The 25,103-nt window shown below is 63.3% G+C and carries 21 protein-coding genes and 1 pseudogene; 8 read left to right on the top strand and 14 right to left on the bottom strand.

All coding sequences use genetic code 11. From position 1 onward, the window contains the following. Positions 1 to 141 precede the first annotated feature (141 nt). A complete protein-coding gene (locus tag NLY37_RS25390; protein ID WP_023668892.1) occupies positions 142 to 1,497 on the bottom strand; it encodes an ABC transporter substrate-binding protein in 1,356 nt (451 codons plus the stop codon). Between the two features lie 364 nt (positions 1,498 to 1,861). Here NLY37_RS25390 and NLY37_RS25385 point away from each other — a divergent pair, with 364 nt between their 5' ends. Continuing rightward, entirely contained in the window at positions 1,862 to 2,884 is a 1,023-nt protein-coding gene (locus tag NLY37_RS25385; protein WP_023742571.1) for a substrate-binding domain-containing protein, read from the top strand. A gap of 166 nt (positions 2,885 to 3,050) precedes the next feature. Beyond that, complete coding sequence (locus NLY37_RS25380) at positions 3,051 to 4,397, top strand: NAD(P)/FAD-dependent oxidoreductase (protein WP_023696898.1); 1,347 nt, start codon at positions 3,051 to 3,053, stop codon at positions 4,395 to 4,397. A 26-nt stretch (positions 4,398 to 4,423) separates the two neighbouring features. Here the strand turns inward: NLY37_RS25380 and NLY37_RS25375 are convergent, their stop codons facing one another. The 9 genes from NLY37_RS25375 to NLY37_RS25335 form a co-directional block, all read right to left on the bottom strand. Beyond that, complete coding sequence (locus NLY37_RS25375; RefSeq protein ID WP_023742572.1) at positions 4,424 to 5,836, bottom strand: S8 family serine peptidase; 1,413 nt, start codon at positions 5,834 to 5,836, stop codon at positions 4,424 to 4,426. Then, complete coding sequence (locus tag NLY37_RS25370) at positions 5,826 to 6,494, bottom strand: hypothetical protein (RefSeq protein ID WP_023742573.1); 669 nt, start codon at positions 6,492 to 6,494, stop codon at positions 5,826 to 5,828. Before NLY37_RS25370 ends, NLY37_RS25375 begins: the two co-directional genes overlap by 11 nt. Positions 6,495 to 6,508: 14 nt before the next feature. Next, positions 6,509 to 7,075, bottom strand: a complete 567-nt coding sequence (locus NLY37_RS25365) for a sigma-70 family RNA polymerase sigma factor (protein WP_023742574.1) — start codon at positions 7,073 to 7,075, stop codon at positions 6,509 to 6,511. A 287-nt stretch (positions 7,076 to 7,362) separates the two neighbouring features. After that, positions 7,363 to 8,202, bottom strand: a complete 840-nt coding sequence (locus NLY37_RS25360) for an alkaline phosphatase family protein (protein WP_023683484.1) — start codon at positions 8,200 to 8,202, stop codon at positions 7,363 to 7,365. 64 nt (positions 8,203 to 8,266) lie between these two features. Then, complete coding sequence (locus NLY37_RS25355; protein ID WP_023671390.1) at positions 8,267 to 9,922, bottom strand: ABC transporter ATP-binding protein; 1,656 nt, start codon at positions 9,920 to 9,922, stop codon at positions 8,267 to 8,269. Further along, positions 9,922 to 10,746 carry an ABC transporter permease gene (locus NLY37_RS25350; protein WP_023671389.1) on the bottom strand — a complete coding sequence of 275 codons (825 nt, stop codon included), beginning with the start codon at positions 10,744 to 10,746 and terminating at the stop codon, positions 9,922 to 9,924. Before NLY37_RS25350 ends, NLY37_RS25355 begins: the two co-directional genes overlap by 1 nt. A gap of 9 nt (positions 10,747 to 10,755) precedes the next feature. Next, positions 10,756 to 11,715 (bottom strand): ABC transporter permease, encoded by a 960-nt coding sequence (locus NLY37_RS25345; RefSeq protein ID WP_023671388.1) that lies wholly within the window; start codon positions 11,713 to 11,715, stop codon positions 10,756 to 10,758. A 16-nt stretch (positions 11,716 to 11,731) separates the two neighbouring features. Then, positions 11,732 to 13,318 carry an ABC transporter substrate-binding protein gene (locus NLY37_RS25340; RefSeq protein WP_023671387.1) on the bottom strand — a complete coding sequence of 529 codons (1,587 nt, stop codon included), beginning with the start codon at positions 13,316 to 13,318 and terminating at the stop codon, positions 11,732 to 11,734. Positions 13,319 to 13,472: 154 nt separating this feature from the next. Beyond that, positions 13,473 to 15,458 carry a CocE/NonD family hydrolase gene (locus NLY37_RS25335; RefSeq protein WP_023742575.1) on the bottom strand — a complete coding sequence of 662 codons (1,986 nt, stop codon included), beginning with the start codon at positions 15,456 to 15,458 and terminating at the stop codon, positions 13,473 to 13,475. Positions 15,459 to 15,637: 179 nt separating this feature from the next. Here NLY37_RS25335 and NLY37_RS25330 point away from each other — a divergent pair. Together NLY37_RS25330 and NLY37_RS25325 are read left to right on the top strand one after the other, a co-directional pair. Continuing rightward, positions 15,638 to 15,863: pseudogene (locus NLY37_RS25330) on the top strand (BrnT family toxin); the annotation flags it as partial. 9 nt (positions 15,864 to 15,872) lie between these two features. Then, positions 15,873 to 16,184 carry a BrnA antitoxin family protein gene (locus tag NLY37_RS25325; RefSeq protein WP_023671384.1) on the top strand — a complete coding sequence of 104 codons (312 nt, stop codon included), beginning with the start codon at positions 15,873 to 15,875 and terminating at the stop codon, positions 16,182 to 16,184. A 10-nt stretch (positions 16,185 to 16,194) separates the two neighbouring features. On the opposite strand, the gene NLY37_RS25320 is transcribed toward NLY37_RS25325, so the two are convergent. The 4 genes from NLY37_RS25320 to puuE are packed head-to-tail and all read right to left on the bottom strand — an operon-like array spanning position 16,195 to position 19,597. Beyond that, on the bottom strand, positions 16,195 to 16,788 hold the full coding sequence (locus NLY37_RS25320) for a nucleoside deaminase (RefSeq protein ID WP_023742576.1): 594 nt from the start codon (positions 16,786 to 16,788) through the stop codon (positions 16,195 to 16,197). A 3-nt stretch (positions 16,789 to 16,791) separates the two neighbouring features. After that, positions 16,792 to 17,292 (bottom strand): ureidoglycolate lyase, encoded by a 501-nt coding sequence (locus NLY37_RS25315; protein ID WP_023695961.1) that lies wholly within the window; start codon positions 17,290 to 17,292, stop codon positions 16,792 to 16,794. Further along, entirely contained in the window at positions 17,289 to 18,146 is an 858-nt protein-coding gene (locus NLY37_RS25310; protein WP_373420145.1) for a bifunctional allantoicase/(S)-ureidoglycine aminohydrolase, read from the bottom strand. Before NLY37_RS25310 ends, NLY37_RS25315 begins: the two co-directional genes overlap by 4 nt. 32 nt (positions 18,147 to 18,178) lie before the next feature. Further along, positions 18,179 to 19,597: an allantoinase PuuE gene (gene puuE, locus NLY37_RS25305; protein ID WP_023742577.1), complete on the bottom strand. Its 1,419-nt coding sequence runs from the start codon at positions 19,595 to 19,597 to the stop codon at positions 18,179 to 18,181. Positions 19,598 to 19,781: 184 nt separating this feature from the next. On the opposite strand from puuE, the gene uraH reads away from it, so the two are divergent. From uraH to xdhC, 4 genes are all read left to right on the top strand, one after another. Next, positions 19,782 to 20,156: a hydroxyisourate hydrolase gene (uraH, locus tag NLY37_RS25300; RefSeq protein ID WP_023742578.1), complete on the top strand. Its 375-nt coding sequence runs from the start codon at positions 19,782 to 19,784 to the stop codon at positions 20,154 to 20,156. Positions 20,157 to 20,159: 3 nt separating this feature from the next. Further along, positions 20,160 to 21,641, top strand: a complete 1,482-nt coding sequence (gene xdhA / locus NLY37_RS25295) for a xanthine dehydrogenase small subunit (RefSeq protein WP_023742579.1) — start codon at positions 20,160 to 20,162, stop codon at positions 21,639 to 21,641. Beyond that, on the top strand, positions 21,641 to 24,007 hold the full coding sequence (xdhB, locus tag NLY37_RS25290; protein ID WP_023742580.1) for a xanthine dehydrogenase molybdopterin binding subunit: 2,367 nt from the start codon (positions 21,641 to 21,643) through the stop codon (positions 24,005 to 24,007). The genes xdhA and xdhB overlap by 1 nt, the downstream gene beginning before the upstream one ends. Positions 24,008 to 24,081: 74 nt before the next feature. Beyond that, entirely contained in the window at positions 24,082 to 25,101 is a 1,020-nt protein-coding gene (gene xdhC / locus NLY37_RS25285) for a xanthine dehydrogenase accessory protein XdhC (RefSeq protein WP_286440651.1), read from the top strand. Positions 25,102 to 25,103: the final 2 nt, after the last annotated feature.

The following is a 25,103-nucleotide window of genomic DNA, read 5'->3' as shown; positions in this document are numbered from 1 at the left end:
CAAATCGGTCCGGCGTAAGGCGCCGGTCGGATCCGGGCCATAGCGGCCCGGATCCAGTCTGTGGAGGAAGTCCTGAATTTGCCGCCAAAGCGGCTGAACACTTGGCAGTGGTTACTTGCCAGCTGACTGCTTGCCAGCTGACTACTTGATAGCGTCCCAGCTCTTCTGGATGTCGGTGGCGACATCCTGCGCCGACTTGCCGCCGACCAGATCGATCATGCCGGTCCAGAAGGCGCCGGCGCCGATCTTGCCCGGCATCAGGTCCGAACCGTCGAAGCGGAAGGTCGAGGCATTGGCGAGGATATCGCCCTGCTTCTTCAGCGCGTCGCTGGCATAGGCATCCTTGTTGACCGACTTGAGCGGCGTGACGAAGCCGCCCTGGGCCATCCAGATTTCATGTGCCAGCGGCATTTTCAGGAATTCGATGAACGCGCGTGCACCCTTCGAATCCTTGGTGATCATGGCCAGCGTGCCGGCGCCGAGCACAGGCGTGCCCAGCTCGGGCTTGGATGCATAGGGCGGGAAGTAAAAGAAGTCGGCGTCCTGTCCAACCTTTGTGCCTTCCGGGAAGAAGGTCGGGATGAACGATGCCTGATGGTGCAGGTAGCATTTCGGCGGCACCGAGAAGAGGCCCTTCGGGCTGTCGCGGAAGTCGGTCGCGGCAACCGCCTTGGCCCCACCGTCGACCATCTTGTCGTCGGTCGCGATCTTGCCGAAAATGTCGATGGCGTTGACCACCGCCGGATCGTTGAACGGGATCTCGTTCTTTACCCACTTGTCATACACGTCGGGCGCCTGGGTGCGCAGCATGATGTCTTCGACCCAGTCGGTCGCCGGCCAGCCGGTAGCGCCGCCTGAGCCGAGGCCGATGCACCACGGCGTGCCGCCGTCGGCGATGATCTTCTTCTCGAGGTCGGCGAGCTCTTCCTGGGTCTTGGGAACCTTGTAGCCGGCTTCCTCGAAATTGTCGGGCGAATACCAGACCAGCGATTTCACGTCGGCCTTGTAGGGGAAGGCGAAGAAGCCCGGCTTGCCGTCCTTGTCCTTGAAGGTGCCGAGATCGACCCATGACTGGCCGGCGCCGTAATTGTCCTTGATCCATTTGGCGGTGTCGTCGCCCAGCGGCGTCAAAAGGCCCTTGGACGCCAGATCCTGGATCAGGCCCGGCTGCGGCAGTACGGCGATATTGGGCGGGCTGCCGGCCTGGGTATCGATGACGATCTGCTGTTCGTAATTTTCCGACGAGGAGTATTTGATCTCGGCGCCGGTGGCTTCCTGAAAATATTCGAGAACAGTGCGGATGAGGCCTTCGTCCTCGCCGCGCCAGGGCCCGAAGATGGTCAGTGTCTCGCCCTTGAGATCGACCTTCTTCAGTTCTTCGTAATTGGCCCAGTTGAAGCGCTTGTCTTCCCCGGGCTTGAACTTCAGTTCGGCTTGCGCCGGCAGGGACAAGGCGAGCGTGGCAAACGCTGCGCCAAGCAGAAGCATCTTCTTCATCGGTATTCCTCCCAGTGTGGACACATACACCCGGACGGAACCTCCATTCCGCCCGCCGACGCTGCAGGACTGTGACTCGTTCAGAAAGGAACCGCAACCTTTCGAAGAGTCTTCCAAAGCGCTTTGGTCTTTTTGATCTCGCCATTGAATCGGCTGCAAGTCAAGAGGGCGGTGAGCTAATCGATTTAATTTCGAGCTGGAAGACTTGGTAAAGTGCACTGCAGCATAGTTTTACGGCGGTGCAGCAGCGTATTAAGCTTCAAACTGGCCGGACCAGTGCGTATGGTCGACCAGCTTGGCCGCGCCCGTTGTGGCGCCGCCTGGCTTCAAAATTAAAAGCGCTTTGAGGCTTGGAGGCCTCCCAGTGAACCTGAAGCAGCTCTCTCATATGCTGGCCCTGTCGCAGACAACGGTAAGCCGTGCGCTAAACGGCTATCCCGAGGTCAACGAGGAAACCCGCCGGCGTGTGGTGGATGCCGCCAAGCGCCACGGCTACCGGCCCAACCCGAGCGCGCGCCGGCTGGCGACCGGCAAGACGGGCATGATCGGGTATGTGCTGCCGACGGGCGCCTCCGTCGACATCGACCCGCATTTCGTCGAGTTCCTGTCGGGTCTCGGCGACTATGCCCGCTCGCACGAGCTCGACCTGGTGCTGTCGCCGGCCGATGCCGACGACCAGGAAACCACCTATCGCCGCATCGTCGCCAACCGCCAGGTCGACGCCGTCTACATCTCCTCGCCGCGCCCGGTCGACCGGCGGGTGGCGCTGGTCAACACGCTGGGCATTCCCTTCATCGTCCATGGCCGCAGCGACGGCTTCGACTTCGACTACCCGTTCACCGACATCGACAATGAGGGCGCCTTCCACGAGGCCGCCCGGCTGCTGGTTCAGCTCGGCCACCGGCGCCTCGCACTGATCAACGGCGACGACCGCGAGACCTTCGCCATCCATCGCGAACGCGGTATGCGCCGCGCGCTGGCCGCCAGCGGCCTGACGCTTGGCGAGCACCATGTCTGCTCGGTGACGATGACCGAGGAGAACGGCTACCGAGCCGCCCGGCGCCTGCTCGAACAGAGCGAACCACCAACCGCGATCGCCTGCTCCAGCCTGATCATGTCGCTCGGCGTCGTGCGTGCCGTGCGCGACCTTGGCCTGACCATTCCCGGCGACCTGTCGTTGATTGCCCATGACGACGTCTTTCCATGGCTGAAGCCGGAGAATTTTTCCGTGCCGCTGTCGACGACGCGCTCGTCGATCCGCCTCGCCGGCGCCCGCATCGCCGAACGCCTGGCAGCGCGCATTTCCGGCTTGGAAGAAGGGGCGCGGGGCGAGGTCTGGCCTGTCGACCTGGTGGTGAGAGGCTCGGTCGCCGGCGCGCCGGTTTAGGGATTAATCCAATTGCTCCGCTGGGCAAGTTCACCCATGTGGATGTTGCCCGCAGATAGATTGACTTCGTTGGGACAACGGTCTGCCTGGACCTGTCCTTGATTTGGCTTCGAGTGGGTGGCAACCAGTAAGCCAGAGCCATCAACCAGTCCTCAGGGTGCGCCACTTGCCCATATTCCCGTTCTCCGAAACGGATCCAATCCGGCATCCTGGCCCACCGCCGAAAACGTCGGAGGTGGTCATTGTCGGTGGCGGCATCATCGGTGTGACGACGGCGCTTTTCCTGGCACAGCGGAACATCCCGGTGACGCTGCTGGAAAAAGGACGCATTGCGGCCGAACAGTCGTCCCGCAATTGGGGCTGGATCCGAAAGCAGGGACGCGACGCCGACGAGTTGCCCATCGTCATAGAGGCTATTCGCCTGTGGCGGCAACTGGCTGAGGAATGCGGCGAGGACATCGGCCTGACCCAGACAGGTGTGACCTACCTGGCGAAGACCGACAAGGACATGGCCGGCTTCGAAGCATTCATGAAGATCGCTGCGACGCATGCGCTCGACACCCGTCTCCTGGATGCAGACGAAACCGCGGCACTCATCAAAGGCATGTCGCGCAAATTCAAGGGCGCGATGACGACGCCCTCCGACATGCGGGCGGAGCCTTGGCTGGCGGTGCCCGCACTTGCCCGGCTCGCCGCGCGAAAAGGCGTCAAAATCGTCGAGAATTGTGCGGCGCGAACCCTCGAAATCTCAGGCGGCAAGATCAAGGGCGTGTGGACCGAGGCGGGGTATGTCGAGGCCTCCAGCGTGCTGGTCGCCGGCGGCGCCTGGTCATCTCTGTTCTTGCGCAGACACGGCATCTCCATCCCCCAGCTCAGCGTCAGAGTAACCGCAGCCGCAACGGAGCCCATGCCTGAGGTCTATGCAGGTGCGGCCGCCGACGAACACATCGCGTTCCGGCGCAGGCAGGATGGCGGATATACGCTCGCCGCGGGCGGCAGCCATTTGCTTTACCTGGGGCCTGACGCATTCCGGCACGCCACCAATTACCTTCCCGCCCTCAGGGACAATCCGTTCGGGACACGCTACTTTCCGTTCGCCCCGTCAGGCTACCCTGACGCCTGGTCGACGCCGCGCGATTGGGCGCCGGATTCCGTCAGTCCTTTCGAAAAAATGCGGGTGCTGAACCCGCCCCCTGAACGAGCCGGGCTGCGTTCCATAGAACGCAATTTCGGACGTCTTTTTCCACAGCTCGAAACAGTTCGCCTGAAGGCAGGCTGGGGCGGCATGATCGACGCCATGCCGGACGTCGTCCCCATCGTGGATCATGTGCAGGCCGTCGGCGGTCTTTTCGTCGCGACGGGAATGAGCGGTCACGGCTTCGGTATCGGGCCTGGCATAGGCCGGGTCGTTGCCGACATGATCCAGGGAAACCAGACCGGGCACGACCTCAGCCGCTTCCGGCTGTCGCGCTTCCATGATGGCAGCCCTGTTCGGCTGGGTCCGGCGCTCTGAATTGGGTGGCGCGAAATTCGCCCGGTTTACTTGTTCGCCGCCGCCTTCGTATCCAGCAGCCCATAACCGAAATCATTGTCCCGTCCCTTCGGACCGAGATCCCTGGCGGTGGCGGCCAGCGCCTTTTCGATATCGTCGGCCGAGCGCTCGGGTGAGGCGTGGATCAGGTTGGCGATTGCGCCGGACACGATCGCGGCGGCAAATGAGGTGCCGGTGACGACGTCAGAGCCGGCGCCGCTCGGCGCCACCATCTCGACGCCGGGCGCCGAGATGAAGACATAAGCGCCGCGATTGGCCTGCTGCATCAGCCCGTCCTTCGCGTCGGTGGCGGTGACCGCGATCACGCCGTCATAGGCGGCGGGGTAGCCATAGGGCGCTTTCGGCCCGTTGTTGCCGGCAGCAGCGACCAGGATGATGCCGAGCCCGCGCGCATTGCGGCAGGCGGTGGCGAGCAGATCGTTCTTGGGGCCGACGAAACTCATATTGATGATGCTGACATTCTGGTCCGCCGCCCAGTCGAGCGCCGACAGGATGACATCCATGGTCGACCTGCCGTCCTCGAAGGCGCGGGCGTGATAGATCCTGGCGCCGGGCGCCATGCCTTCGAGCGCGCCGACGCCGGCGATCAGCCCGTCGACCGAGGTACCGTGGTCACGCTTTTCGACCGGCACGTTGGGCATGGCGTCGAACTGGTCGGCAATGACGCCGGACAGCGCCGGATTGGTGTCGTCTATGCCGGTGTCGATGACGGCGATGCGCACGTTTTCGCCACTGGCTTGCTTGTTGTCGAGCTGAATGCGCTCGAAGGCATAGTTGACGATGCCGGCCGCCTGCTGCAGCGAATAGATATGGTTTGGCTCGCGCCGCAGGGTGCGTCCATCGGCGGCCAGCTGCGCCAGCACGGCGCCGACCGGGCGGCCGTCGGGAATGCCGAAGCGCACCAGCGTGGTGCCGAGCAGCCGCGACTGGCGCTGCGAGCGCACTTCAAGGCCGAAGGAGGCGGCGATCTGCTGGACGGCGCCGGCATCGCCGTCGACGGTCACCAGCACCTCGTCGGGCACGAACTCGCCGGCGATGGCACGGCGCGGCGCGGTCGCGACAAGATCGGTCGGCGAAACGATCGCCCCACGGGCGGGTGGTCCAGCCTGCGTGTCGGCAGGCGGCGTTGACGGTCGTGGCGTCGGCACGGGTGCTGCGGGAGCCGGTGGGTTGGGAAACAAGTCGAAGATCAGGGCCGGAAGGGTAACAGCGCCTGGTTCGCCGCCGACCTTGGCCTCATTGCCGTCTTTCGGGCAGTCGGCAGCCGCCGCTCCGGCCGCATCGGTGCAGTCGGCCCGGCCGGCATTGGGATCATTGGTCTGCGCCGACGCCGGCACGGCGACGATTGTCATCGCCGCCACCAGGATCGCCGCAAATCGAATGACCGCCCTAGCTGCCATCAACCGGTTTCCTTCCCTCGATCACAGTCTCCGCGAAAGGCTGGGCGGCAATAAGGCCGACGAGCCTGGTGTAGCCTGCTCCGGTCTTGACCGGGATAGCGATGCGGAAGACGCCCGAGGCGGTCGGCCCGCCGGCGATCTTCAGCGCGTTCTGGTCGAGGAAGACGGCGATGTCGGACATCTTCGCATCCGGCTTGAACTTGACCAGCGCGAACGGCAGTTTCGCCAGATCATCCTCGGCGCCGGCAACCTCGAAATCATGGCTCTTGCCGCCGGTCTGCACGTAGGACTGCACCACGACCAACGCCAGTAGCACCGCCGCTGCCACCCAGCCGACCGTGGCCGGCATCGCCGTGAACCGGCCGAGTGCCTGCGCCAGCCAGGAACGGCCCGCGGGAGCGCGGACCGATCCGGCTTCGGCGTCGAGCGCCCTGGCAAAGCGGCTGAGCGCATCGGCCGGTGGCCGGATCGCCTCGTTGGCGGCGGTGGCGCCGGAGAATTCCGCCTCAGCCTCGCCAAGCGCCGCCATCGCCGCCGGATCGCTCGCCAGCCATTCCTCGACAGCTTCGAGGTCCGAGCCTTCCAGCGAGCCGTTCAGGTAGAATGGCAGCAGCGTTTCCATTTCGTCACGGCGTGACATCTTTTCAGCGGCGCTCATATCTTCAGGATTACTCATGGCCACCCCCTGTCGTAACCGGCGGCCTTGAGGGCTTCGCCGAGTTTCTTGCGGGCGTAGAACATTCGGGTCTTGACAGTGGCGACCGGGATGCCGAGCACCTCGCCGATCTCCGTCACCGACTGTCCATGGTAATAGGCAAGGTCGATCACCGAGCGGTGTTCCTCCGGCAAAGCATCGACGAAGCGCCGCAAGGCGGCGCCCTTGTCTTCCTTCATGGCGGCGACTTCCGGCGTGTCGGCGCCATCGGGAACCTGCGCCGCATCATCGTCATCGATCCAGTCTTCTTTTTTCTTGCGCAGCATCGACAGCGCCTTGAACCGGGCGATGCCGAGCAGCCATGTCGAGACTTCCGAGCGCCCTTCGAAACCGGGCGCCTGGCGCCACAGCTCGAGAAAGACCTCGTTTGCGATATCGTCGGCCATCATTTCCGATCCCGTCTGGCGCACCACGAAGCGGTAGACCCGCGCGTGGTGACGCATGAACAGCAGCCGAACAGCGGCACGGTCGCCCTTCGCGACCCGGTCGACAAGCGCGCGATCAGTCTCGGTCGCTGCCGTCATGGCCGGTCGAGCCGCCTGGCTCCTGTCTGCTCTGTCGCCGATAGGTTCAAAAAGGTTCATCCTTCCGCCAAGGAATTTTGGCGAAGCTAACCGAAGAAGGTGAGTGTTGCCAGAGTGTCTCCCTTCTCCCCGTCACTATACGGGGAGAAGGTGGCGGCAGGCGGATGAGGGGCGGCGCCGGCGTTGGGGTATTTATTTTGATGTTAGCGCTGCCCCTCACCCTTACCCTCTCCCCGTATAGTGACGGGGAGAGGGGGTAGCGAACGGCGGCTCAGCGACGACCTCCGTCACCCCAAAAACGGCTTAGCCTTCATGGTCTCCGGCACCGGCACACCCAGCCGCTTCAGCACCGTCGGCGCCAGTTGCAGTTGATCAAGCAGCGTGTCCGGATCCGGCCCTTTGCCGGCTCCGAAATAATACAGCGCGAAATCCTGCATTTCATCGTCACGGCCGCCATGATGGCCGCGGTCTGTCTGGCCGTGGTCGGCGGTTACGATCACCTCGTAACCGGCCTGCCGCCAGCCCGGCAGGAAGGCTGCCAGCATGCCGTCCATCGCATAGCAGGCATGGTCCATTTCGTGGCAGTCATGGCCGAAGCGGTGGCCCATCGAATCCAGAGTGCAGGTGTGCAGGATACCGTAGTCGATGGCATGGCGCCGGGTCAGCATGGTCAGCGTCGCAAACAGGTCGACATCGCTCGGCGTCATCTGGTTGCGGGCATTGTAGCCGGTCATGGTGTGGAAGCGGCCATGCGCGATCGGTCCGTTGGGCTCGTCATACTCCATGTCCTCGACCAGATCGAACGGATAGGAACGGAAGAATTCGGACCAGTAGGAATGCGTCACTGCGCCGGTCTTGCCGCCGGCCTTGCTGACCTCGGAGAAAATATCCGGCTTGTTGACGAGAAAACGGTTCTCGTTGGATAGGATGCCGTGCTCCTGCGGCGAAACCCCGGTGTGGATCGAGGCATAGCAGCAGGCCGAGGTCGACGGCAGCACCGAGCGCATCTTCCACACCTGCGCCTCGCCCGACTGCACCCAGCCCTCGAGATTGCCCATCAGCCGGCGCCAGTTCCGGTAGGGCACGCCATCGAGAATGATGAGCAGCAGTTTGGTCTTGAGCGCCATGGGCGGCTCCGGAAAGCTTTTGCCGTTGAAGGAAGTTTTCGCGACAAAGGCCGCGAATTCCCTACTAATTCCCCGCGCTCGCCATGCGCCGTCCCTTGATCGCCTTTTCCAGCCAGCCGATCTCCATCTCGGGAACGGACGACAGCAGCAGGTCGGTATAGGCGTCGAAGGGCGGCGTCAGCACCTTGCTCTTGGCGCCGTAGCGCACCACCTCGCCGCGGTACATCACCGCGATCGAATCGGCGATCGACTTCACCGTCGCCAGATCGTGAGTGATAAAGAGGTAGGCGACCTTCTCGTGCTGCTGCAGGTTGAGCAGCAGCTTGAGAATGCCGTTGGCCACCAGCGGGTCGAGCGCCGATGTCACCTCGTCGCAGATGATCAGCTTGGGCTTGGCGGCGAGCGAGCGGGCGATACAGACGCGCTGTTTCTGGCCTCCGGAGAGTTCGGCCGGATAACGATCGAGAAAGCCCTTGCCCATCTCGATCTCGTCGAGCAGTTCGGCGACGCGCTTGTCGCGCTCGCGGCCGCGTATGCCGAAGTAGAATTCCAGCGGCCGGCCGATGATGGTGCCGACGGTCTGGCGCGGGTTCATCGCCACGTCGGCCATCTGATAGATCATCTGCAACTGGCGCAGATCCTCCTTCGGCCGGTCGGCAAGCCGGTTGGCGAGCGGCCTGCCATCGAAGGTGACGGTGCCTTCCTCGGGCGGCAACAGCCCGGTGATGGCGCGCGCCAGCGTCGACTTGCCAGAGCCGGATTCACCGACGACCGCCAGCGTCTGTCCCGGATAGATGTCGACCGAGACGTTCTTCAGCACCTTGACGTGGCTGCCGCCGTAAGCGGCGGTGACGTTCTTGACCGACAGGAACGGCGCGGCGCCGGGCTTCTGCTCGGCATGCTCGATCTCATGCACCGAGACCAGCGCATTGGTGTATTCCTGGCGCGGCTCCTTGATGATCTGGCGAGTGCCGCCCCATTCGACCAACCTGCCATGGCGCAGCACCATGATCTCGTCCGAGACCTGGGCGACGACGGCAAGATCGTGGGTGATGTAGAGCGCCGCGACATGGGTGTCGCGGATGGCGTCCTTGATCGCCGCCAGAACGTCGATCTGCGTCGTCACGTCGAGCGCCGTGGTCGGCTCGTCGAAGACGATCAGGTCGGGTTCCGAACACAGCGCCATCGCCGTCATCACGCGCTGCAACTGGCCGCCGGAGACCTGGTGCGGGAAGCGTTCGCCGATGATTTCGGGGTTTGGCAGGCTGAGCTTCTTGAACAACGCCACGGCACGTTTCTCTGCCTCGGCGCGTGTCGCCGTGCCGTGCAGCAGCGTTGCTTCCACCACCTGGTCCATCAGCTTGTGCGCCGGGTTGAAGGCGGCGGCCGCCGACTGCGCGACATAGCAGACCTCGCGGCCGCGCAATTTGCGGAAACCTTCCTTGCCGCCCTTGAGGATATCGCGGCCGTTGAGCAGCACCTCTCCGCCGGTGATGCGCACGCCGCCACGGCCATAGCCCATCGACGACAGGCCGATGGTCGACTTGCCGGCGCCGGACTCGCCGATCAGGCCGAGCACCTTGCCCTTTTCCAGCGTCAGCGAGACATCGTGGACCAAAACGATGTTCTTCGGCGCCTCGCCGGGCGGAAACACTGTCGCTTCGATGCGCAGATTGCGGATATCGAGCAGCAGGCCGGGCTTTGCTTTTGTGTCAGCCATCACCCGCGTCCTCCCTTCAGGCTTGTCGTGCGGTTGAGCACCCAGTCGGCGACCAGATTGACCGAAATCGCCAGTGCTGCGATCGCCGCGGCGGGAATGAGTGCCGCCCCGATACCGAAGACGATGCCGTCCTTGTTCTCCTTGACCATGCCGCCCCAGTCGGCATCCGGCGGTTGCACGCCAAGCCCGAGAAAGGACAGCGTCGACAAGAACAGCACCGCGTAGATGAAGCGCAGGCCAAGTTCCGAGACCAGCGGCGAAAGCGCGTTGGGCAGGATCTCGCGGAAGATGATCCAGCCGCTGCCTTCGCCCCGCAGCTTGGCGGCCTCGACATAATCCATGACGTTGATGTCGACGGCCACCGCGCGCGACAGCCGGTAGACGCGGGTCGAGTCGAGGACGCCCATCACCAGGATCAGCGTCACCAGGTTGGTCGGCAGCACCGAAAGCACGACGAGCGCCATGATCAAGGTCGGGATCGACATCAGCAGATCGACAAGGCGCGACAGCAGCGTGTCGAACCAGCCGCCGAACACCGCCGCCGAAAAGCCGAGGATGGCGCCGAGCGAGAATGACAGCGCGGTGGCCAGCACCGCAATGAACAGCGTGATGCGAGCGCCGTAGATCATGCGCGACAGAAGATCGCGACCGAGATTGTCGGTGCCCAGCAAATGTGCCGCCGTCATCGGTTCCCAGACATCGCCGACGATTTCGGCATTGCCGTACGGTGCGATCAACGGTGCGAAAACTGCCGCCAGCACGAACATAGCTGTCAGCACGATGCCGATCAGTGCGGGGATGGGGATGCGTTTGATGTCGAGCATGCCCGCCGCCTATTTCGGATGTCTGAGGCGCGGATTGGCGACAATCGCCCCGATGTCCGCAATGATGTTCAGGCTGATATAGACGGCGGCGAAGACCAGGCCGACCGCCTGCACCACCGGCACGTCGCGCTTGGTGACGTGGTCGACCAGATATTGTCCCATGCCGGGATAGACGAAGATCACCTCGACCACGACGACGCCGACGATGAGGTAGGCGAGGTTGAGCATGACCACGTTGATGATCGGCGCTATGGCATTGGGGAAAGCATGCTTGCGGATGACGTTGAAGGCCGACAGGCCTTTCAGTTCCGCCGTCTCGACATAGGCCGACTGCATGACGTTGAGGATGGCCGCGCGGGTCATGCGCATCATATGCGCCAGCACAACCAGCGTTAGCGCGGTGGCCGGCAGCGCGATCGCCTGCATGCGCTCACCGAACGGCATGCCGTCATAGACCGTGGAAATGGCCGGGAACCATTGATACTTCACGGCAAAGAAATAGACGAGCACATAGCCGATGAAGAATTCCGGGAAAGATGTCGAGGCGAGCGCCAGGCCGGAGATCAGCTTGTCGACCCAGCCATTGCGGTAGCGCACGGCGATCAGGCCGAGGATGATGGCCAGCGGCACGGCCACGATCGCAGCCCAGAAGGCGAGGAACAGCGTGTTCCACAGCCGCCCCTTGATCGACGTGGCAATATCCTGGCCGCTCGACATCGCCGTGCCAAGATCGCCGGTGAGCACACCGCCTAGCCAATGGAAATACCTGATGTAAGCCGGCTGATTCAGGCCGAGCTGCTCGCGCAGATTGGCGAGCGATTCCGGCGTCGCCGATTGTCCGAGAATGGCTTGCGCGACGTCGCCGGGCAGGATCTGGGTGCCGGCGAAGATCAGGACCGAAACGGCCAGCAAGAGGACGATGCCCAGCGCAACGCGCTGGGCCACAAGTTTCACGACGGGTGAGGACATATCCGCAAAGCCGGGCTCAGGCTTCGAGCCAGCACTTCGCCAGCGCGTAGCCGTTCATCAGCTCCTGATGCGGATCGTCTACCCAGCCGCCGACCTTGGCGCCTGTCGCATCGATGAACTGATTGAACATCGGCAGGATCAGGCCGCCCTCGTCGCGCACCAGCACGGCCATGTCGTGGTACATCTGCTTGCGCTTGGTCTCGTCGAGTTCGGCGCGTGCAGCCAGCACCAGCTTGTCGAAGTCCGGACGCTTGAAACGGGTGTCGTTCCAGTCGGCGGTCGACAGATAGGCGGTCGAGTACATCTGGTCCTGGGTCGAGCGGCCGCCCCAATAGGAGGCGCAGAAGGGCTGCTTGTTCCAGACCTCGTTCCAGTAGCCGTCGCCGGGCTCGCGCTTGAGCTCGATCTTGATGCCGGCCTTGGCCGCGCTCTGCTGGAAGAGCTGCGAGGCGTCGACCGCGCCCGGGAAGGCGACGTCGGAGGTGCGCAGCAGCACGGTGCCGTCATGGCCCGACTTCTTGTAGTGGAACTTGGCCTTGTCGGGATCATATTTGCGCTGCTCGATCTCGGAAAACAGCGGATAGGACGAATTGATCGGGAAGTCGTTGCCGAGCGAGCCGTAGCCGCGCAGCACCTTGTTCAGCATCTCCTCACGGTCGATCGCGAGCTTCAGCGCCATGCGCAGGTCGCTGTTGTCGAAGGGCGCGGTGTTGCAATGCATGATGAAGACATAGTGGCCGGGGCCGGCATGGTTGCGGATGGTGACGCCCGGTACACGCTTGATCAGGTCGACGATCTTCGGCTCGACGCGGTTGATCATGTTGACCTGGCCGCCCTGCAGGGCCGCCGTGCGCGCGGTCGCGTCGTTGATGACGATGATCTCGATCTGGTCGGCATGGCCCATCTTGTCGGCCTGCCAGTAATTGGCGAAGCGCTCGCCGCCATGGCGCACGCCGGGCTCGTTGGTGGTGACCTTGTAGGGTCCTGCCGAGATGCCGGCATCCGCCTTGTCCTTGCCGCCGTTGGGCTGGACGATGAGGTGGTAGTCGCTGAGGAGATAGGGAAGGTCGGCGTTGGCCTCCTTCAGCGTCAGGACGACTTCCTTGCCACTGGCTTTGATGCTGTCGATGCCCTTCATGTAGCCCAGCGCGCCGGACTTCGACTTTTCATCGGAATGGCGCTCGAGCGTTGCCGCCACATCCTCAGCGGTCACCGTCTTGCCGTTGTGGAATTCGACGCCGTCGCGGATTTTCAGCGTCCACACCTTGGCGTCGTCCGACGAGCCGATCTCTTCGGCGATGCGGTTCTCGAGCTTGCCTTCCGGGGACAGCTCGACGATCAGTTCGCCCCACATCTTGCCAAAAGCGAACGGCACTTGCGTCATGAACAAAGCCGGGTCCAGGCTGTTCGTGGATTCGCCGCCGACGAGGCCGGCCTTCAGCGTGCCGCCCTTGACCGGGCCTTCCGCGCGAGCCGCACTGGAAAGCAGCATATTGGCGAAGGGCGCTGTGACGCCGAGTGCTGCGGCGCGGCCGAGGAAATCACGACGGCTCAGCTTGCCGGACGCAACGCGCCGGCTCAGATATTCGAGTTCGTTGGACATTTGAGTTCCTCACTCTGTTGGTTCGACCTTATGGTCGTTTTTTGCTTGTTGTTACCAAAGGGATATTGACCGGAAGGCAAAGCGGTAAGCAAGACGGAATGCGACATGCCGTGGCGTAAATCGTGCGTCGCAACTGGACCAGTCGGGTGGACGCTCAGAGCAGGTCGCGCGGGATCGTCTCTTCGAAATCGCCTTCGAAAACCCGCGTTTCGCCCTCATAGGCTTCGATTCTGGCGCTGACGATGAAGTTTTGCGCATCGCAGCGCATTTCAGCCGACGTCTCGGTGCGCACCGACCATCCGTTTCGCGACAAGGTCTGCGTCCAGTGCGTGCGGCCCGAGGCAGACAGCGGGTCGTCGGGGTGGATCGTCCAGCTCTCGCGGGCAATGCTGCCATTGGCCAGTCCATGCGCGAGATCGCGCACTTCTCCGAAATCATCCGTGATCGACAGCGTGACGATGCCGGTCTTCTCATCGCGATCGACGTGACGCTCGGAATTCGCTGCACGAACTGTCTCGGTTGCCCAGGGTGTTGCGCCTTCGGGAGACTGGAACGAGGTCTCGTCGCTTTTTGCGAGCGGGCGCAGCGGCAGCCTCAGCGTCGCCGCTGAAAGGTCGAGCCGCACCGGCTCCGGCGACGGCCAGATCATCGGCCAGTAAGCGTTGGAAACAGCGATGCGCAGGCGGTGTCCGGCCGGCACGCGGTAGGCGCACTGGTCGAGAATAACGCGCGCCGAAACCGTTTCGCCCGGCACCAGCGCTTGCGGCTGTTCGTGCGAAGCGCGATGCGTCAGGTTGAGCACGCCGTAGGAGATCAGTTCCGAGGCGCCGTCGGGGTGCACGTCGCACAGTCGGACCGCGATGTTCGCCTGCGGGCGATCGGACGACACCCGGATGAGAAGCTCCGGCGCGCCGACGATGTCGAGTGTCTCGGCAAGCACAGGCTGATCGAAGCAGACGGACAGCGCATCGTCCGGGCGTTGGTCGCCCGGAAGTTCCGGGCCAAAGGTGAAAGGAAAATATTCGCCGCCGGCGAGCCCGCAGCTTTGCGGGGTCGCCACGATCGCCGGCCTGACGCCGTCAGCAATGAGTTCGATCGCCCCGACCTTGATGTTGGGAGACGGCCATTCCTGTTCGGCCACCCAACGGCCCGGCCGCTCCGGGTGCCAGCGCGCCGGCCGCACACTGTCCATGACATAGGCGCGGTAGTCCGGGTCGGCCTCGACGCCGGTGTCGACGCCCTTCAACCAGCTGTCCCACCAGCGCAACGCCTCCTGCAGGAAGCCGATGGCGGGTTTGGGTTCGGCATAATGCGGATATTTGTGGATCCATGGCCCGACAATGCCCTTCACCGGCGCCTGGATGTTGGTGACCAGGTGCGAGATCGTGTTGCGATAACCGTCATGCCAGCCGCCGATCGACAGCACGGCAGCTTTGACGGCGGAGAAATCCTCGCAGATCGAACCGCGTTTCCAATAGGCGTCGCGATGCTGATGGCTGAGCCAGAGCGGCAGAAGGAAAGACTGGTTCTCCAGCCGCGTCAGCCAGAGGTCGCGCCAGCGATTGTCGCCCGCAAGCAGCGGATCCGGCGGTCGCGACGAATAGGACAACATGGTCGAGGCCCAGCCGAAATTTTCCGTCAAAAGGCAGCCGCCCTTGTAGTGGATGTCGTCGGCGTAGCGGTCGACGGTCGAGCACAGGCTGATCACCGCCTTCAGCGCCGGCGGCTGCTTGGCCGCCACCTGCAGGCAGTTGAAGCCACCCCAGGAAATGCCCATCATGCCGACACTGCCGTTGCACCAGGGCTGTGCTGCCGCCCAGGCAATCACATCGCAGGCGTCCTGCAATTCCTGCTCGGAATATTCGTCGTCCATCAGACCTTCGGAATCGCCATTGCCGCGCATGTCGACGCGGATCGAGGCGTAGCCGTGGCCGGCAAAATAGGGATGCGTCAGCTGATCGCGAAAGATGGTGCCGTCGCGCTTGCGGTAGGGCAGGTGCTCGAGGATCGCCGGCACCGGATCGCTGCTGCCGTCCTCCGGCATCCAAACCCGCGCCGACAGCCGGCAACCATCCGGCATGACGATGCCCATATCGGGGAATTCGACGACCTTGCGGGGAAATTCGGTGATGGTTTTCATGCGATGCTCCAGGATGTCAGTGACGCATGGAGCGGGCATGTCATGAAGTCAAACGGGCGACGGCCGGTGTCGCCGCGACGACGCCACGATATGTAGCCCGATTGTTTTGCCCTGATGTTGCAGGATTATAATTAATGTATTACATTTATTAGCTGAACCCAACGTGATGAGGATTTCGCCTGAAAATCGTTTGGGATGAGCCAAAGCGCGTGACGAACCTGGACAGCCGGGGTCTCGATTTTGCCGAACTCGATATTGAGTTTTTTTGCGACTTCAACCGTCCTTCCAGCCAAGGCCGACCGGTTCAAGGCGATTGGCGAATTCGGAGAGATCATCCTGGCCGTGATTTTCAAGCCGCTTGGTTCGGAGGTGATCTCGATGCGCGCCGTGCCAGCCGAAAGGAAAGGTCAGTATATGAACAATCCTAAATCGCGTGTTCGACCGCTTACCGATGCGGAGGAAGTGGAAATTCAAAGACAAATTGTTGATGATCCCGACGATGCGGAGACGACAGACGAACAGTTGGCGCAAGCCAGGCCTTTCGCGGAAGTGTTTCCAGAACTTTTCGAGAGCATAAGGCGTGCTCGTGGCCGGCCAGCCGTGGAGAAGCCTAAGCAAGTCGTGTCCATCCGTCTGGATCAGGATGTCATCAGTAAATTCAAGGCGACCGGCAAGGGCTGGCAGGCCAGGATCAACGAGGTGCTGAAAAACGCGAAGGTAGGCTAGGCAATCCGCGTCAGTTCAGCGGAATGTCGTTTTCGGCCTTGCGCGCCTGATAAGCGCCGGACAGTTCGTCGTAGCGGGCGGAAATATTGCCGATCCTTGCCTCAAGCCGGCCGCGCTCGGCCTCGGGCAGCGTCCGCACCAGCCTGCGAATGGAAAAACTCTTCCAATAAGCGTTCTCGGCATTGTAGCCGCCGGGATCAAGAGTGAAGACCTCTTTCAGGATTTTCAGATCGTGCGGGATCGCAAAGCTGTCGCGTGAATCCTCGTGGCTGAAGAGGTAGTAGAAATTGTCGAAGCCGGTCCAGGTGATCGCCGACAGGCAGAGCGAGCAGGGCTCATGCGTGGCGATGAAGATGGCGTCCTTGGTGTCGACGCGCTCGGCTTTCGGCATTTCATAGAAACGCTTCAGGCAGTGCACCTCGCCATGCCAGAGCGGATTTTCCATCTCGTTGTTGGTTTCGGCCAGCACCAGCGAGCGGTCGCCCTTCCGCAGGATGGCGGCGCCGAACAGCTTGTTCCCATGGGCCACGCCCTCTGCCGTTTTCGGCACGATGTCGTGCTCGATGACATCGAGCAGGCGGTCGATCAGCGATATGTCGGTCATTTCTCAGGTCTCGTTGGGGAGATGGATTTCGTAGGGGTGCGAGAAATGGAACTCTTCGAGGTTGGAGCCGTCACCGCCGCGGTCGACGATGACGAAATCCTGCGCTTCGCCGAGCGGCGTCAGCACGCCGTGCCAGAGATTGCGCGGATAGTTGACGCCTTGCCCGGGTGCGGTGATGAAGGCGTGCGGCTCGCCCGGACCGTCCTTGCCGTCATGGCAGACGACGACCAGGAAAGGCCGCGGCGACAGCGGGATGAACGCCTGGCTGCCCAAGGGATGGCGCTCGACCATGCTCAGCTTCAGCGGCAGGTCGTAAGGCGTGCCGCGCGCCATCGAGATCAGCACGCGGGCATTCGGTCCCGCGGCTTCAGCGGTGGCGAGATTGTGGTAGCGCTCGGTCTTGCCGCCATTGATCGGGTAGTGATTGCCGCCGCCCATGTCGATGACATCGCCGAAGCCGGCAAAGCTTTCGCGGGTCAGCGGCCGCGCTGTGATGCGGGTCACCGCGCGCGACCGCCAATGCCCGCCCCGCCGAGCTTGGCGTGCCGGTTGACGTCCTTGTAAAGGAGATAGCGGAATTTGCCTGGGCCGCCCGCGTAGCAGGCCTGCGGGCAGAAGGCGCGCAGCCACATGAAGTCGCCGGCCTCGACCTCGACCCAGTCCTGGTTGAGGCGGTAGACCGCCTTGCCTTCCAAGACATAGAGCCCGTGCTCCATGACATGCGTCTCGGCAAATGGGATGACGGCGCCAGGCTCGAGCGTAACGATGGTGACATGCATGTCGTGGCGCATGTCGGCTGGATCGACGAAACGGGTCGTCGCCCAGCGACCCTCGGTGCCGGGCATCGGCGTCGGCGCCATTTGCTGGTCACTGCTGAACAAGACTTCCGGCGCGTCGATGCCGTCGACGGCCTCATAGGCCTTCCTGATCCAGTGGAAGCGTACGGCGTCGCGACCTTCGTTGCGCACCGTCCAGCCGCTGTCCGGCGGCAGGAAGGCAAAACCGCCGGCTTGCAGCACGTGCTTCTTGCCGGCCAGCGAAACGGTCAACTCGCCCTCAACCACGAACAGCACGCCCTCGGCGCCGGCGTCCGGCTCGGGCCGGTCGCTGCCGCCGCCGGGCAGGACCTCGACGATGTACTGCGAAAATGTCTCGGCGAAACCCGAAAGCGGCCTGGCGATGATCCAGGCCCTGGTCTCGTCCCAGAACGGCAGTGGGCTGGTGACGATGTCCTGCATCACTCCCTTCGGTATGACGGCATAGGCCTCGGTGAAGACGGCGCGGCCGGTCAAAAGCTCAGTTTGGCCGGGATGGCCGCCATGCGGTGCATAATAGGTTTTCTGGTCAGTCTTGATCATATCCATTGGGTCCTGACCCCTCAGTCATTTCATTAGAGCGGGAGCATGTCTTTCAGGCGGAGCAGCGCGATGCGCTCGACCTGTTTGCAGGCGGTATCGAGTTCTACGCCACGGCTGTTGCCGATGCGCGCCTCGAACTCGGCGAGGATCTCCTCCTTGGTCTTGCCCCGCACCGCGATGATGAAGGGAAAGCCGAAGGTGGTGACGTAAGCGGCGTTGAGCTTGGAAAACAGCTCGCGCTCCTTGTCGGTCAGCGCGTCGAGGCCGGCGGAGGCCTGCTCGCGTGTGGATTCCGCAGTGAGGCGTCTCGCTTCGGCCAGTTTGCCAGCGAGATCGGGATGGGCGTTGAGGACACCGATCCGCTCGGTTTCGCTGGCGGCGCGGAAGACGCGGCAGAGCGCATTGTGCAGGCCGCCGGCGCTGTCATGCGCCGGCCCAAGCTCCAGCTCATAGGCACGTTCGGCGATCCAGGGCGAATGTTCGAACACGCCGCCGAAAGTGTCGACGAAGGTTTCGAACGCCATCTTCGACGGCTTGAGCGCCGCCGGCTGGTAGGGGTGGTTCTCCTGCCAGTGCCTGGCGATATCGATGCGCCGCGCCAGCCAGACCTTGTCGTGCGATCTGACATAGTCGACGAAGCGCTTCAGCGCCGCCACCCGCCCGGGACGTCCGACGAGGCGGCAATGCAGGCCGATATTCATCATCCGCGGCCGGCCCGCTTTGCCCTCGACATAGAGCGTGTCGAAACTGTCCTTCAAATAGGCGAAGAACTGGTCGCCGGAATTGAAACCCTGCGGCGTGGCGAAACGCATGTCGTTGGCATCGAGCGTGTAGGGGATGACGAGTTGCGCGCCGCCGCTGTGCTCGAACCAGTAGGGCAGTTCGTCGTCATAAGTGTCCGACACATAGTCGAAGCCGCCCTCTTCGGCCACCAACCGCACCGTATTGACCGAGGTGCGGCCGGTGTACCAGCCGGTCGGCCGTTGGCCCGTCACCTCGTAGTGCAGCTTGATCGCCGCTTCGAGGTCGCGGCGCTCGTCCTCGGCGCTGTGGTCGCGGTAGTCGATCCATTTCAGGCCGTGCGAGGCCATTTCCCAGCCGGCCTCCTGCATCGCCGCCACCTGGTCGGGCGACCGGGCTAATGCTGAGGCGACCCCGTAGCAGGTCACCGGCACTTGCGCCTCGCTGAACAGGCGCAGCAGCCGCCAGAAGCCTGCCCGCGCGCCATATTCGTAGATCGATTCCATGTTCCAGTGGCGCTGGCCGACCCAGGGCGCGGCGCCGACGATTTCCGACAGGAAGGCTTCCGAGGCCTTGTCGCCGTGCAGCACGCAGTTCTCGCCGCCTTCCTCGTAGTTGACGACGAATTGGACGGCCACATGCGCACCGCCCGGCCATTTCGGATCCGGCGGATTGGCTCCGTAGCCGCGCATGTCTCTAGAGTAACGCATTGCCCCTCCCCGCCGGACGCCGCCGGAAGTTATGATCAGGATAGTCGAAAGGGTTGCTCGCGCATTCCCCCGAAATTTTTGAAAGTGTTTTTGTGCCACTCCGCTCGACCGGGACTTATGCATCGCCTTTAATTGGCGCACAATTCACTGCTTTGTTCGGCTGTATCGGAAATGGGAGGCGCCAGTGGCAGAAACGTCGAAAGCCGATGGCGGACGTCTGACGACGCATGTGCTCGACACCGCGACCGGCAAGCCGGCGGCGGGCCTGTCGATCGCGCTTTATCATCTTGAGAGCGACGCGTGGATACATTTGAAGACCGTCGTCACAAATGCCGACGGCCGCTGCGATGCGCCGCTGCTGGCAGGAGCGGAATTCCGCCTTGGAGAATACGAACTGGTGTTCGCCGCCGGTGACTATCTACGCGGCCAGGGCACCAAACTGCCGGAACCGGCCTTCCTCGACAGTGTGCCGATCCGCTTCGGCATGGCGGAATCCGTGCATTATCACGTGCCGTTGCTTATCTCTCCTTATGGCTATTCGACCTACAGGGGGAGCTGACGCATGGCCAAGATCACCATACGCAACGAGATCCGCTTCATCCTCAATGGCAGGGATGTCGCGCTGTCGTCGGTGGCGCCCGACGCGACCTTGCTCGACTGGTTGCGGCTCGACCGCTCGCTGCGCGGCACCAAGGAAGGCTGCGCCGAGGGCGATTGCGGCGCCTGCACGGTGCTGGTCGGAAAATTGTCCGCCGGCAAGCTGGTTTATGAAAGCGTCAATGCCTGCATCCGCTTCCTGGGCTCGCTCGACGGCACCCATGTCGTCACCGTCGAGCATCTGCGCGGCGCGCCTGGCCAATTGCATCCGGTGCAGCAGGCGATGGTCGATTTCCACGGTTCGCAATGCGGCTTCTGCACGCCGGGCTTCGTCATGTCGCTCTACGGCCTGTGGATGAAGTCGCCGGACCCGTCGAATGCCGCGATCGAAAAGGCCTTGCAAGGCAATCTTTGCCGCTGCACCGGCTACGAGGCAATCATGCGCGCCGCGCGTGCCATCTCCAGCTACGGCAAGGCGGCGAAGGATCCGCTGGCGGCCGAGCGCAAGGCGATCACCGCCAGGCTCGAGGCTATGCATGACGGTGCCCGCGTCGAAATCGGCGCCGGCAAGCTGAGGTTGGTCGTCCCGGCCAACGCCGATGATTTCGCCGCTGTACTGGATAAGGAACCCGACGCCACTGTTGTCGCCGGCTCGACCGACGTCGGCCTGTGGGTCACCAAGCACATGCGCGACATCTCACCGGTAGTCTTCATCGGCAATCTCGAGGGGCTGTGCGCGATCTCCGAAGACAATGACGTCATCACCATCGGAGCCGGCGTCACCTACACCGACGCCTTCGCGACACTGGCCAAGCGCATCCCCGCGCTCGGGCCATTGTTCGACCGCATCGGCGGCGAACAGGTACGAAACATGGGCACCATCGGCGGCAACATCGCCAATGGCTCGCCGATCGGCGACACGCCGCCGCCCCTGATCGCGCTTGGTGCGCAACTGACGCTGCGCCGCGGCAAGAAGCGGCGCACCATTGCGCTCGAGGATTTCTTCATCGCCTATGGCAAGCAGGACCGGCAGCCAGGCGAATTCGTCGAGGCCGTGCACGTTCCCGTGCCGGCCAAGGGCACGAAGTTTGCCGTCTACAAGATCACCAAGCGCCGCGACGAGGACATCACCGCAGCCCTTGGCGCCTTTTTCCTCGACTTGGCCAAGGACGGAACCGTGGCCGATATATGCATCGCCTATGGCGGCATGGCGGCCACCCCGAAGCGGGCTTTCGGTGTCGAAAAAGCGCTGCTCGGCAAGCCGTGGACGGAGACAACGGTGGAAGCGGCCATGGCTGAATATGCCGGCGATTTCACCCCGCTGACCGATATGCGGGCATCGGCCGAATACCGGGCGCTGGCGGCCAGGAACCTGCTGCTGCGCTTTTTTGCCGAAACCAGCGGCAGCAAGGCGCCGTTCCAGGTGTCACGCAACGAGGCGGCCTGATGAACAAGCACGCCTCTCCAGATCTCAAGGCGCAGAAGATTTCCGGTGGCGTCGCCGCCGACCAGCGCCACGATTCCGCGCACAAGCATGTCAGCGGCAGCGCGGTCTATATCGACGATATGCCGGAACCGGCGGGCATGCTGCATGGCTGCCTCGGCCTGTCCACGGCGACGCATGCGACGATCAGCAAAATGGATCTGTCGGCGGTGCGCGCGGCGCCGGGCGTCGTCGATGTGCTGACGGCCAAGGACGTTCCGGGCGAAAATGACATTTCGCCGACCGGTCGACACGACGAGCCGGTGCTGGCCGACGACAAGGTCCAGTTTTATGGTCAGCCGATCTTCTGCGTTATTGCCAAGACGCGCGAACAGGCGCGCCGCGCCACCCGGCTGGCCAAGGTCGAATACAGTCCATTGCCTTTCGTCACCGACATTGGCGATCTCGACCCCCGCAAGGACAAGCTGGTCACGCCGCCACTGACCTTGAAGCGCGGCGATGCCGCCGCCGCGATCAAGGCGGCGCCGCGCCGGCTGAAGGGCAAGATGCGCATTGGCGGCCAGGAGCATTTCTATCTGGAAGGCCATATCGCCGTGGCCATTCCCGGCGAGGACCAGGACGTCACCATCTATTCCTCGACCCAGCATCCGAGCGAAGTGCAGCATATGGTCAGCCATGCGCTGGGCGTGCCGAGCAATGCCATCACGGTGGAAATCCGCCGTATGGGCGGTGGCTTCGGCGGGAAGGAGACGCAAGGCAACCAGTTTGCGGCATTGGCGGCGATCGCCGCCAAGAAACACCATCGCGCGGTCAAGATTCGGCCCGACCGTGACGACGACATGATTGCCACCGGCAAGCGCCATGACTTCCTCGTCGACTACGAAGTAGGTTTCGACGACGCCGGCAACATTCTTGGCGTCGACTTCATGTTCGCGGCGCGTTGCGGCTTTTCATCGGACCTGTCCGGCCCGGTCACCGACCGCGCGCTGTTCCATTGCGATAACACCTATTTCTGGCCGGCGGTGCATGCGCAATCGGCGCCGCTTTACACCAACACCGTGTCGAACACGGCGTTTCGCGGCTTCGGCGGCCCGCAAGGGATGGTCGGTGCCGAACGCGTCATCGACGAGGTTGCCTTTGCCGTCGGCAAGGACCCGCTCGAAATCCGCAAGCAGAATTTTTATGGCACCAGTGGTGATAAAGACGGGGGCCGCAACGTCACCCCGTATCACCAGACGGTCGAGGACAACATCATCCACCGCATCGTCGCCGAGCTGGAGGCGAGCGCCGACTATGCGGGGCGCCGCCGCATCATCCAGGCCTTCAACGCCAACAGCCGCTTCATCAAGCGCGGCCTGGCGCTGACGCCGGTCAAATTCGGCATCTCTTTCACGGCCACCCACTACAACCAGGCCGGCGCGCTGGTGCATGTCTACACCGACGGTTCGGTGCATCTGAATCACGGCGGCACCGAGATGGGGCAAGGCCTCTACGTCAAGGTGGCGCAGGTGGTGGCGGAAGAGTTCCAGATCGACCTCGACCAGGTCAAGATCACCGCGACGACCACCGGCAAGGTGCCGAACACTTCGGCCACCGCGGCGTCGTCCGGCACCGACCTCAACGGCATGGCGGCGCAGAACGGCGCCCGCCAGATCAAGGAACGGCTGACCGACTTCGCCGCCGAAAAATACCAGGTGCCGCGCGAGCAGGTGCTTTTCCTGCCCAACCGGGTGCGCATCGGCAATCAGGAGATCGCCTTCACCGACCTCGTCAAGCAGGCCTATATGGCCCGCATCCAACTGTCGGCGGCGGGTTTTTACAAGACGCCGAAAATCCACTGGAACCGTGACAAGGGCGAGGGCCGTCCGTTCTATTATTTCGCCTATGGCGCCTCGTGCTCGGAAGTCTCGGTCGACACGTTGACCGGCGAATATGTCGTCGAGCGCACCGACATATTGCATGACACCGGCCGCTCGCTGAACCGCGCCATCGATCTCGGCCAGATCGAGGGCGGCTTCATCCAGGGTATGGGCTGGCTGACGACGGAGGAACTGTGGTGGGACGACAAGGGCCGGCTGCGCACGCACGCGCCGTCGACCTATAAGATCCCGCTCGCGTCCGACCGGCCGAAGATATTCAACGTCACGCTGGCCGACTGGCCGGAGGCCAACGAGCCGACGGTGCACCGTTCCAAGGCGGTCGGCGAACCGCCCTTCCCGCTCGGCATGTCTGTGCTGCATGCGCTGTCGGACGCGGTGGCAAGTGTGGCCGATCATAAGGTCTGTCCGCGTCTCGACGCTCCTGCAACACCAGAACGGGTGCTGATGGCGATCGAACGGCTGAAGGGTGAAGCCAAGAATAGCGCCTGACTCTGACCTGGATTCTGGCAAAACGTGCAATTCAGACTGAAAAACCCTATATTTCCCGTACGGGAATGCGAAATATGAAGTCGAAAGTGCAAAGCCTCAGAGCTTTTCTCGCCAGCGCCGACCGGTTTGCCTTGGTCGAAGTGGCCAGTACCAAGGGCTCGACCCCCCGCGAGAAGGGCGCCTTCATGCTCGTCTCGCAGGCGGCGACTTTTGGCACGATCGGCGGCGGTCAGCTCGAGTACATCGCGATCGACAAGGCGAGGCAGATGGTGGGGTCTTCACCCTCCCCCTTGTGGGGAGGGTCGGCCGGCGAAGCCGGCCGGGGTGGGGGTGCGGACGATCGTGCCAAGCCACCCCGTTTCGCTGACGCCGCCACACGGCGTCCGCTCACCGACCCTCCCCACAAGGGGGAGGGTAAAGAAGCCCGCATCGGCTTCGACGAAGTCTGCGCCACGCTTGACGTGCCGCTAGGCCCCGAGATCGGCCAGTGCTGCGGCGGGCGCGTCGAAGTCTTGATCCGTGTCGTCGATGCCGCGCTTACTGCCGAGCTGATCGCGGCCGCAGAAGCCGAGGAAGCCCACCTGCCGCATGTCTATATCTTCGGCGGCGGCCATGTCGGCCGGGCGCTGGCCTCGACTGTTGCACTTCTTCCCGTGCGTGGTGTCGTCATCGAGACGCGGGCCGAAGCGCTGGAAGGCATGCCGGAAACCGTCGAGACGCGGCTGACGCCGATGCCCGAGGCCGAGGTGCGAAACGCCCCCGCCGGCACCGCCTTCGCCATCCTCACCCACGACCATGCGCTGGATTTCCTCATCGTCGCCGAAGCGCTGAAGCGCGACGACGCGGCCTATGTCGGCATGATCGGCTCGAAAACCAAGAGAGCGACGTTCAGGAACTGGTTCCTGAAATCGGCGGATGGCACGGAGGCTGAGTTCGCCCGCCTCGTCTCCCCGATCGGCGGCGACGCCGTCAGGGACAAGCGCCCGCCGGTGATCGCGGCGCTCGCTGCAGCCGAGATCGTGACGGCACTGGTCGTTCACAACACCGCGCCGAATGCCGACCATGAAGTCCAGCACAAGATGATGGCCGGCTAAGC

Origin of the sequence: Mesorhizobium sp. C395A, assembly GCF_030323205.1 — a bacterium.
Taxonomy (GTDB): domain Bacteria; phylum Pseudomonadota; class Alphaproteobacteria; order Rhizobiales; family Rhizobiaceae; genus Mesorhizobium.
This window is presented reverse-complemented; position numbering and strand designations above follow the sequence as displayed.

Excerpts from the sequence above, each read along its gene's own strand:
- NLY37_RS25390 (WP_023668892.1), bottom strand. The coding sequence starts at position 1,497 with ATGAAGAAGATGCTTCTGCTTGGCGCAGCGTTTGCCACGCTCGCCTTG.
- NLY37_RS25375 (WP_023742572.1), bottom strand. The coding sequence starts at position 5,836 with ATGGCAGCTAGGGCGGTCATTCGATTTGCGGCGATCCTGGTGGCGGCG.
- NLY37_RS25370 (WP_023742573.1), bottom strand. The coding sequence starts at position 6,494 with ATGAGCGCCGCTGAAAAGATGTCACGCCGTGACGAAATGGAAACGCTG.
- NLY37_RS25365 (WP_023742574.1), bottom strand. The coding sequence starts at position 7,075 with ATGACGGCAGCGACCGAGACTGATCGCGCGCTTGTCGACCGGGTCGCG.
- NLY37_RS25360 (WP_023683484.1), bottom strand. The coding sequence starts at position 8,202 with ATGGCGCTCAAGACCAAACTGCTGCTCATCATTCTCGATGGCGTGCCC.
- NLY37_RS25355 (WP_023671390.1), bottom strand. The coding sequence starts at position 9,922 with ATGGCTGACACAAAAGCAAAGCCCGGCCTGCTGCTCGATATCCGCAAT.
- NLY37_RS25350 (WP_023671389.1), bottom strand. The coding sequence starts at position 10,746 with ATGCTCGACATCAAACGCATCCCCATCCCCGCACTGATCGGCATCGTG.
- NLY37_RS25345 (WP_023671388.1), bottom strand. The coding sequence starts at position 11,715 with ATGTCCTCACCCGTCGTGAAACTTGTGGCCCAGCGCGTTGCGCTGGGC.
- NLY37_RS25340 (WP_023671387.1), bottom strand. The coding sequence starts at position 13,318 with ATGTCCAACGAACTCGAATATCTGAGCCGGCGCGTTGCGTCCGGCAAG.
- NLY37_RS25335 (WP_023742575.1), bottom strand. The coding sequence starts at position 15,458 with ATGAAAACCATCACCGAATTTCCCCGCAAGGTCGTCGAATTCCCCGAT.
- NLY37_RS25325 (WP_023671384.1), top strand. The coding sequence starts at position 15,873 with ATGAACAATCCTAAATCGCGTGTTCGACCGCTTACCGATGCGGAGGAA.
- NLY37_RS25320 (WP_023742576.1), bottom strand. The coding sequence starts at position 16,788 with ATGACCGACATATCGCTGATCGACCGCCTGCTCGATGTCATCGAGCAC.
- NLY37_RS25310 (WP_373420145.1), bottom strand. The coding sequence starts at position 18,146 with ATGATCAAGACTGACCAGAAAACCTATTATGCACCGCATGGCGGCCAT.
- puuE (WP_023742577.1), bottom strand. The coding sequence starts at position 19,597 with ATGCGTTACTCTAGAGACATGCGCGGCTACGGAGCCAATCCGCCGGAT.
- xdhA (WP_023742579.1), top strand. The coding sequence starts at position 20,160 with ATGGCCAAGATCACCATACGCAACGAGATCCGCTTCATCCTCAATGGC.
- xdhB (WP_023742580.1), top strand. The coding sequence starts at position 21,641 with ATGAACAAGCACGCCTCTCCAGATCTCAAGGCGCAGAAGATTTCCGGT.
- xdhC (WP_286440651.1), top strand. The coding sequence starts at position 24,082 with ATGAAGTCGAAAGTGCAAAGCCTCAGAGCTTTTCTCGCCAGCGCCGAC.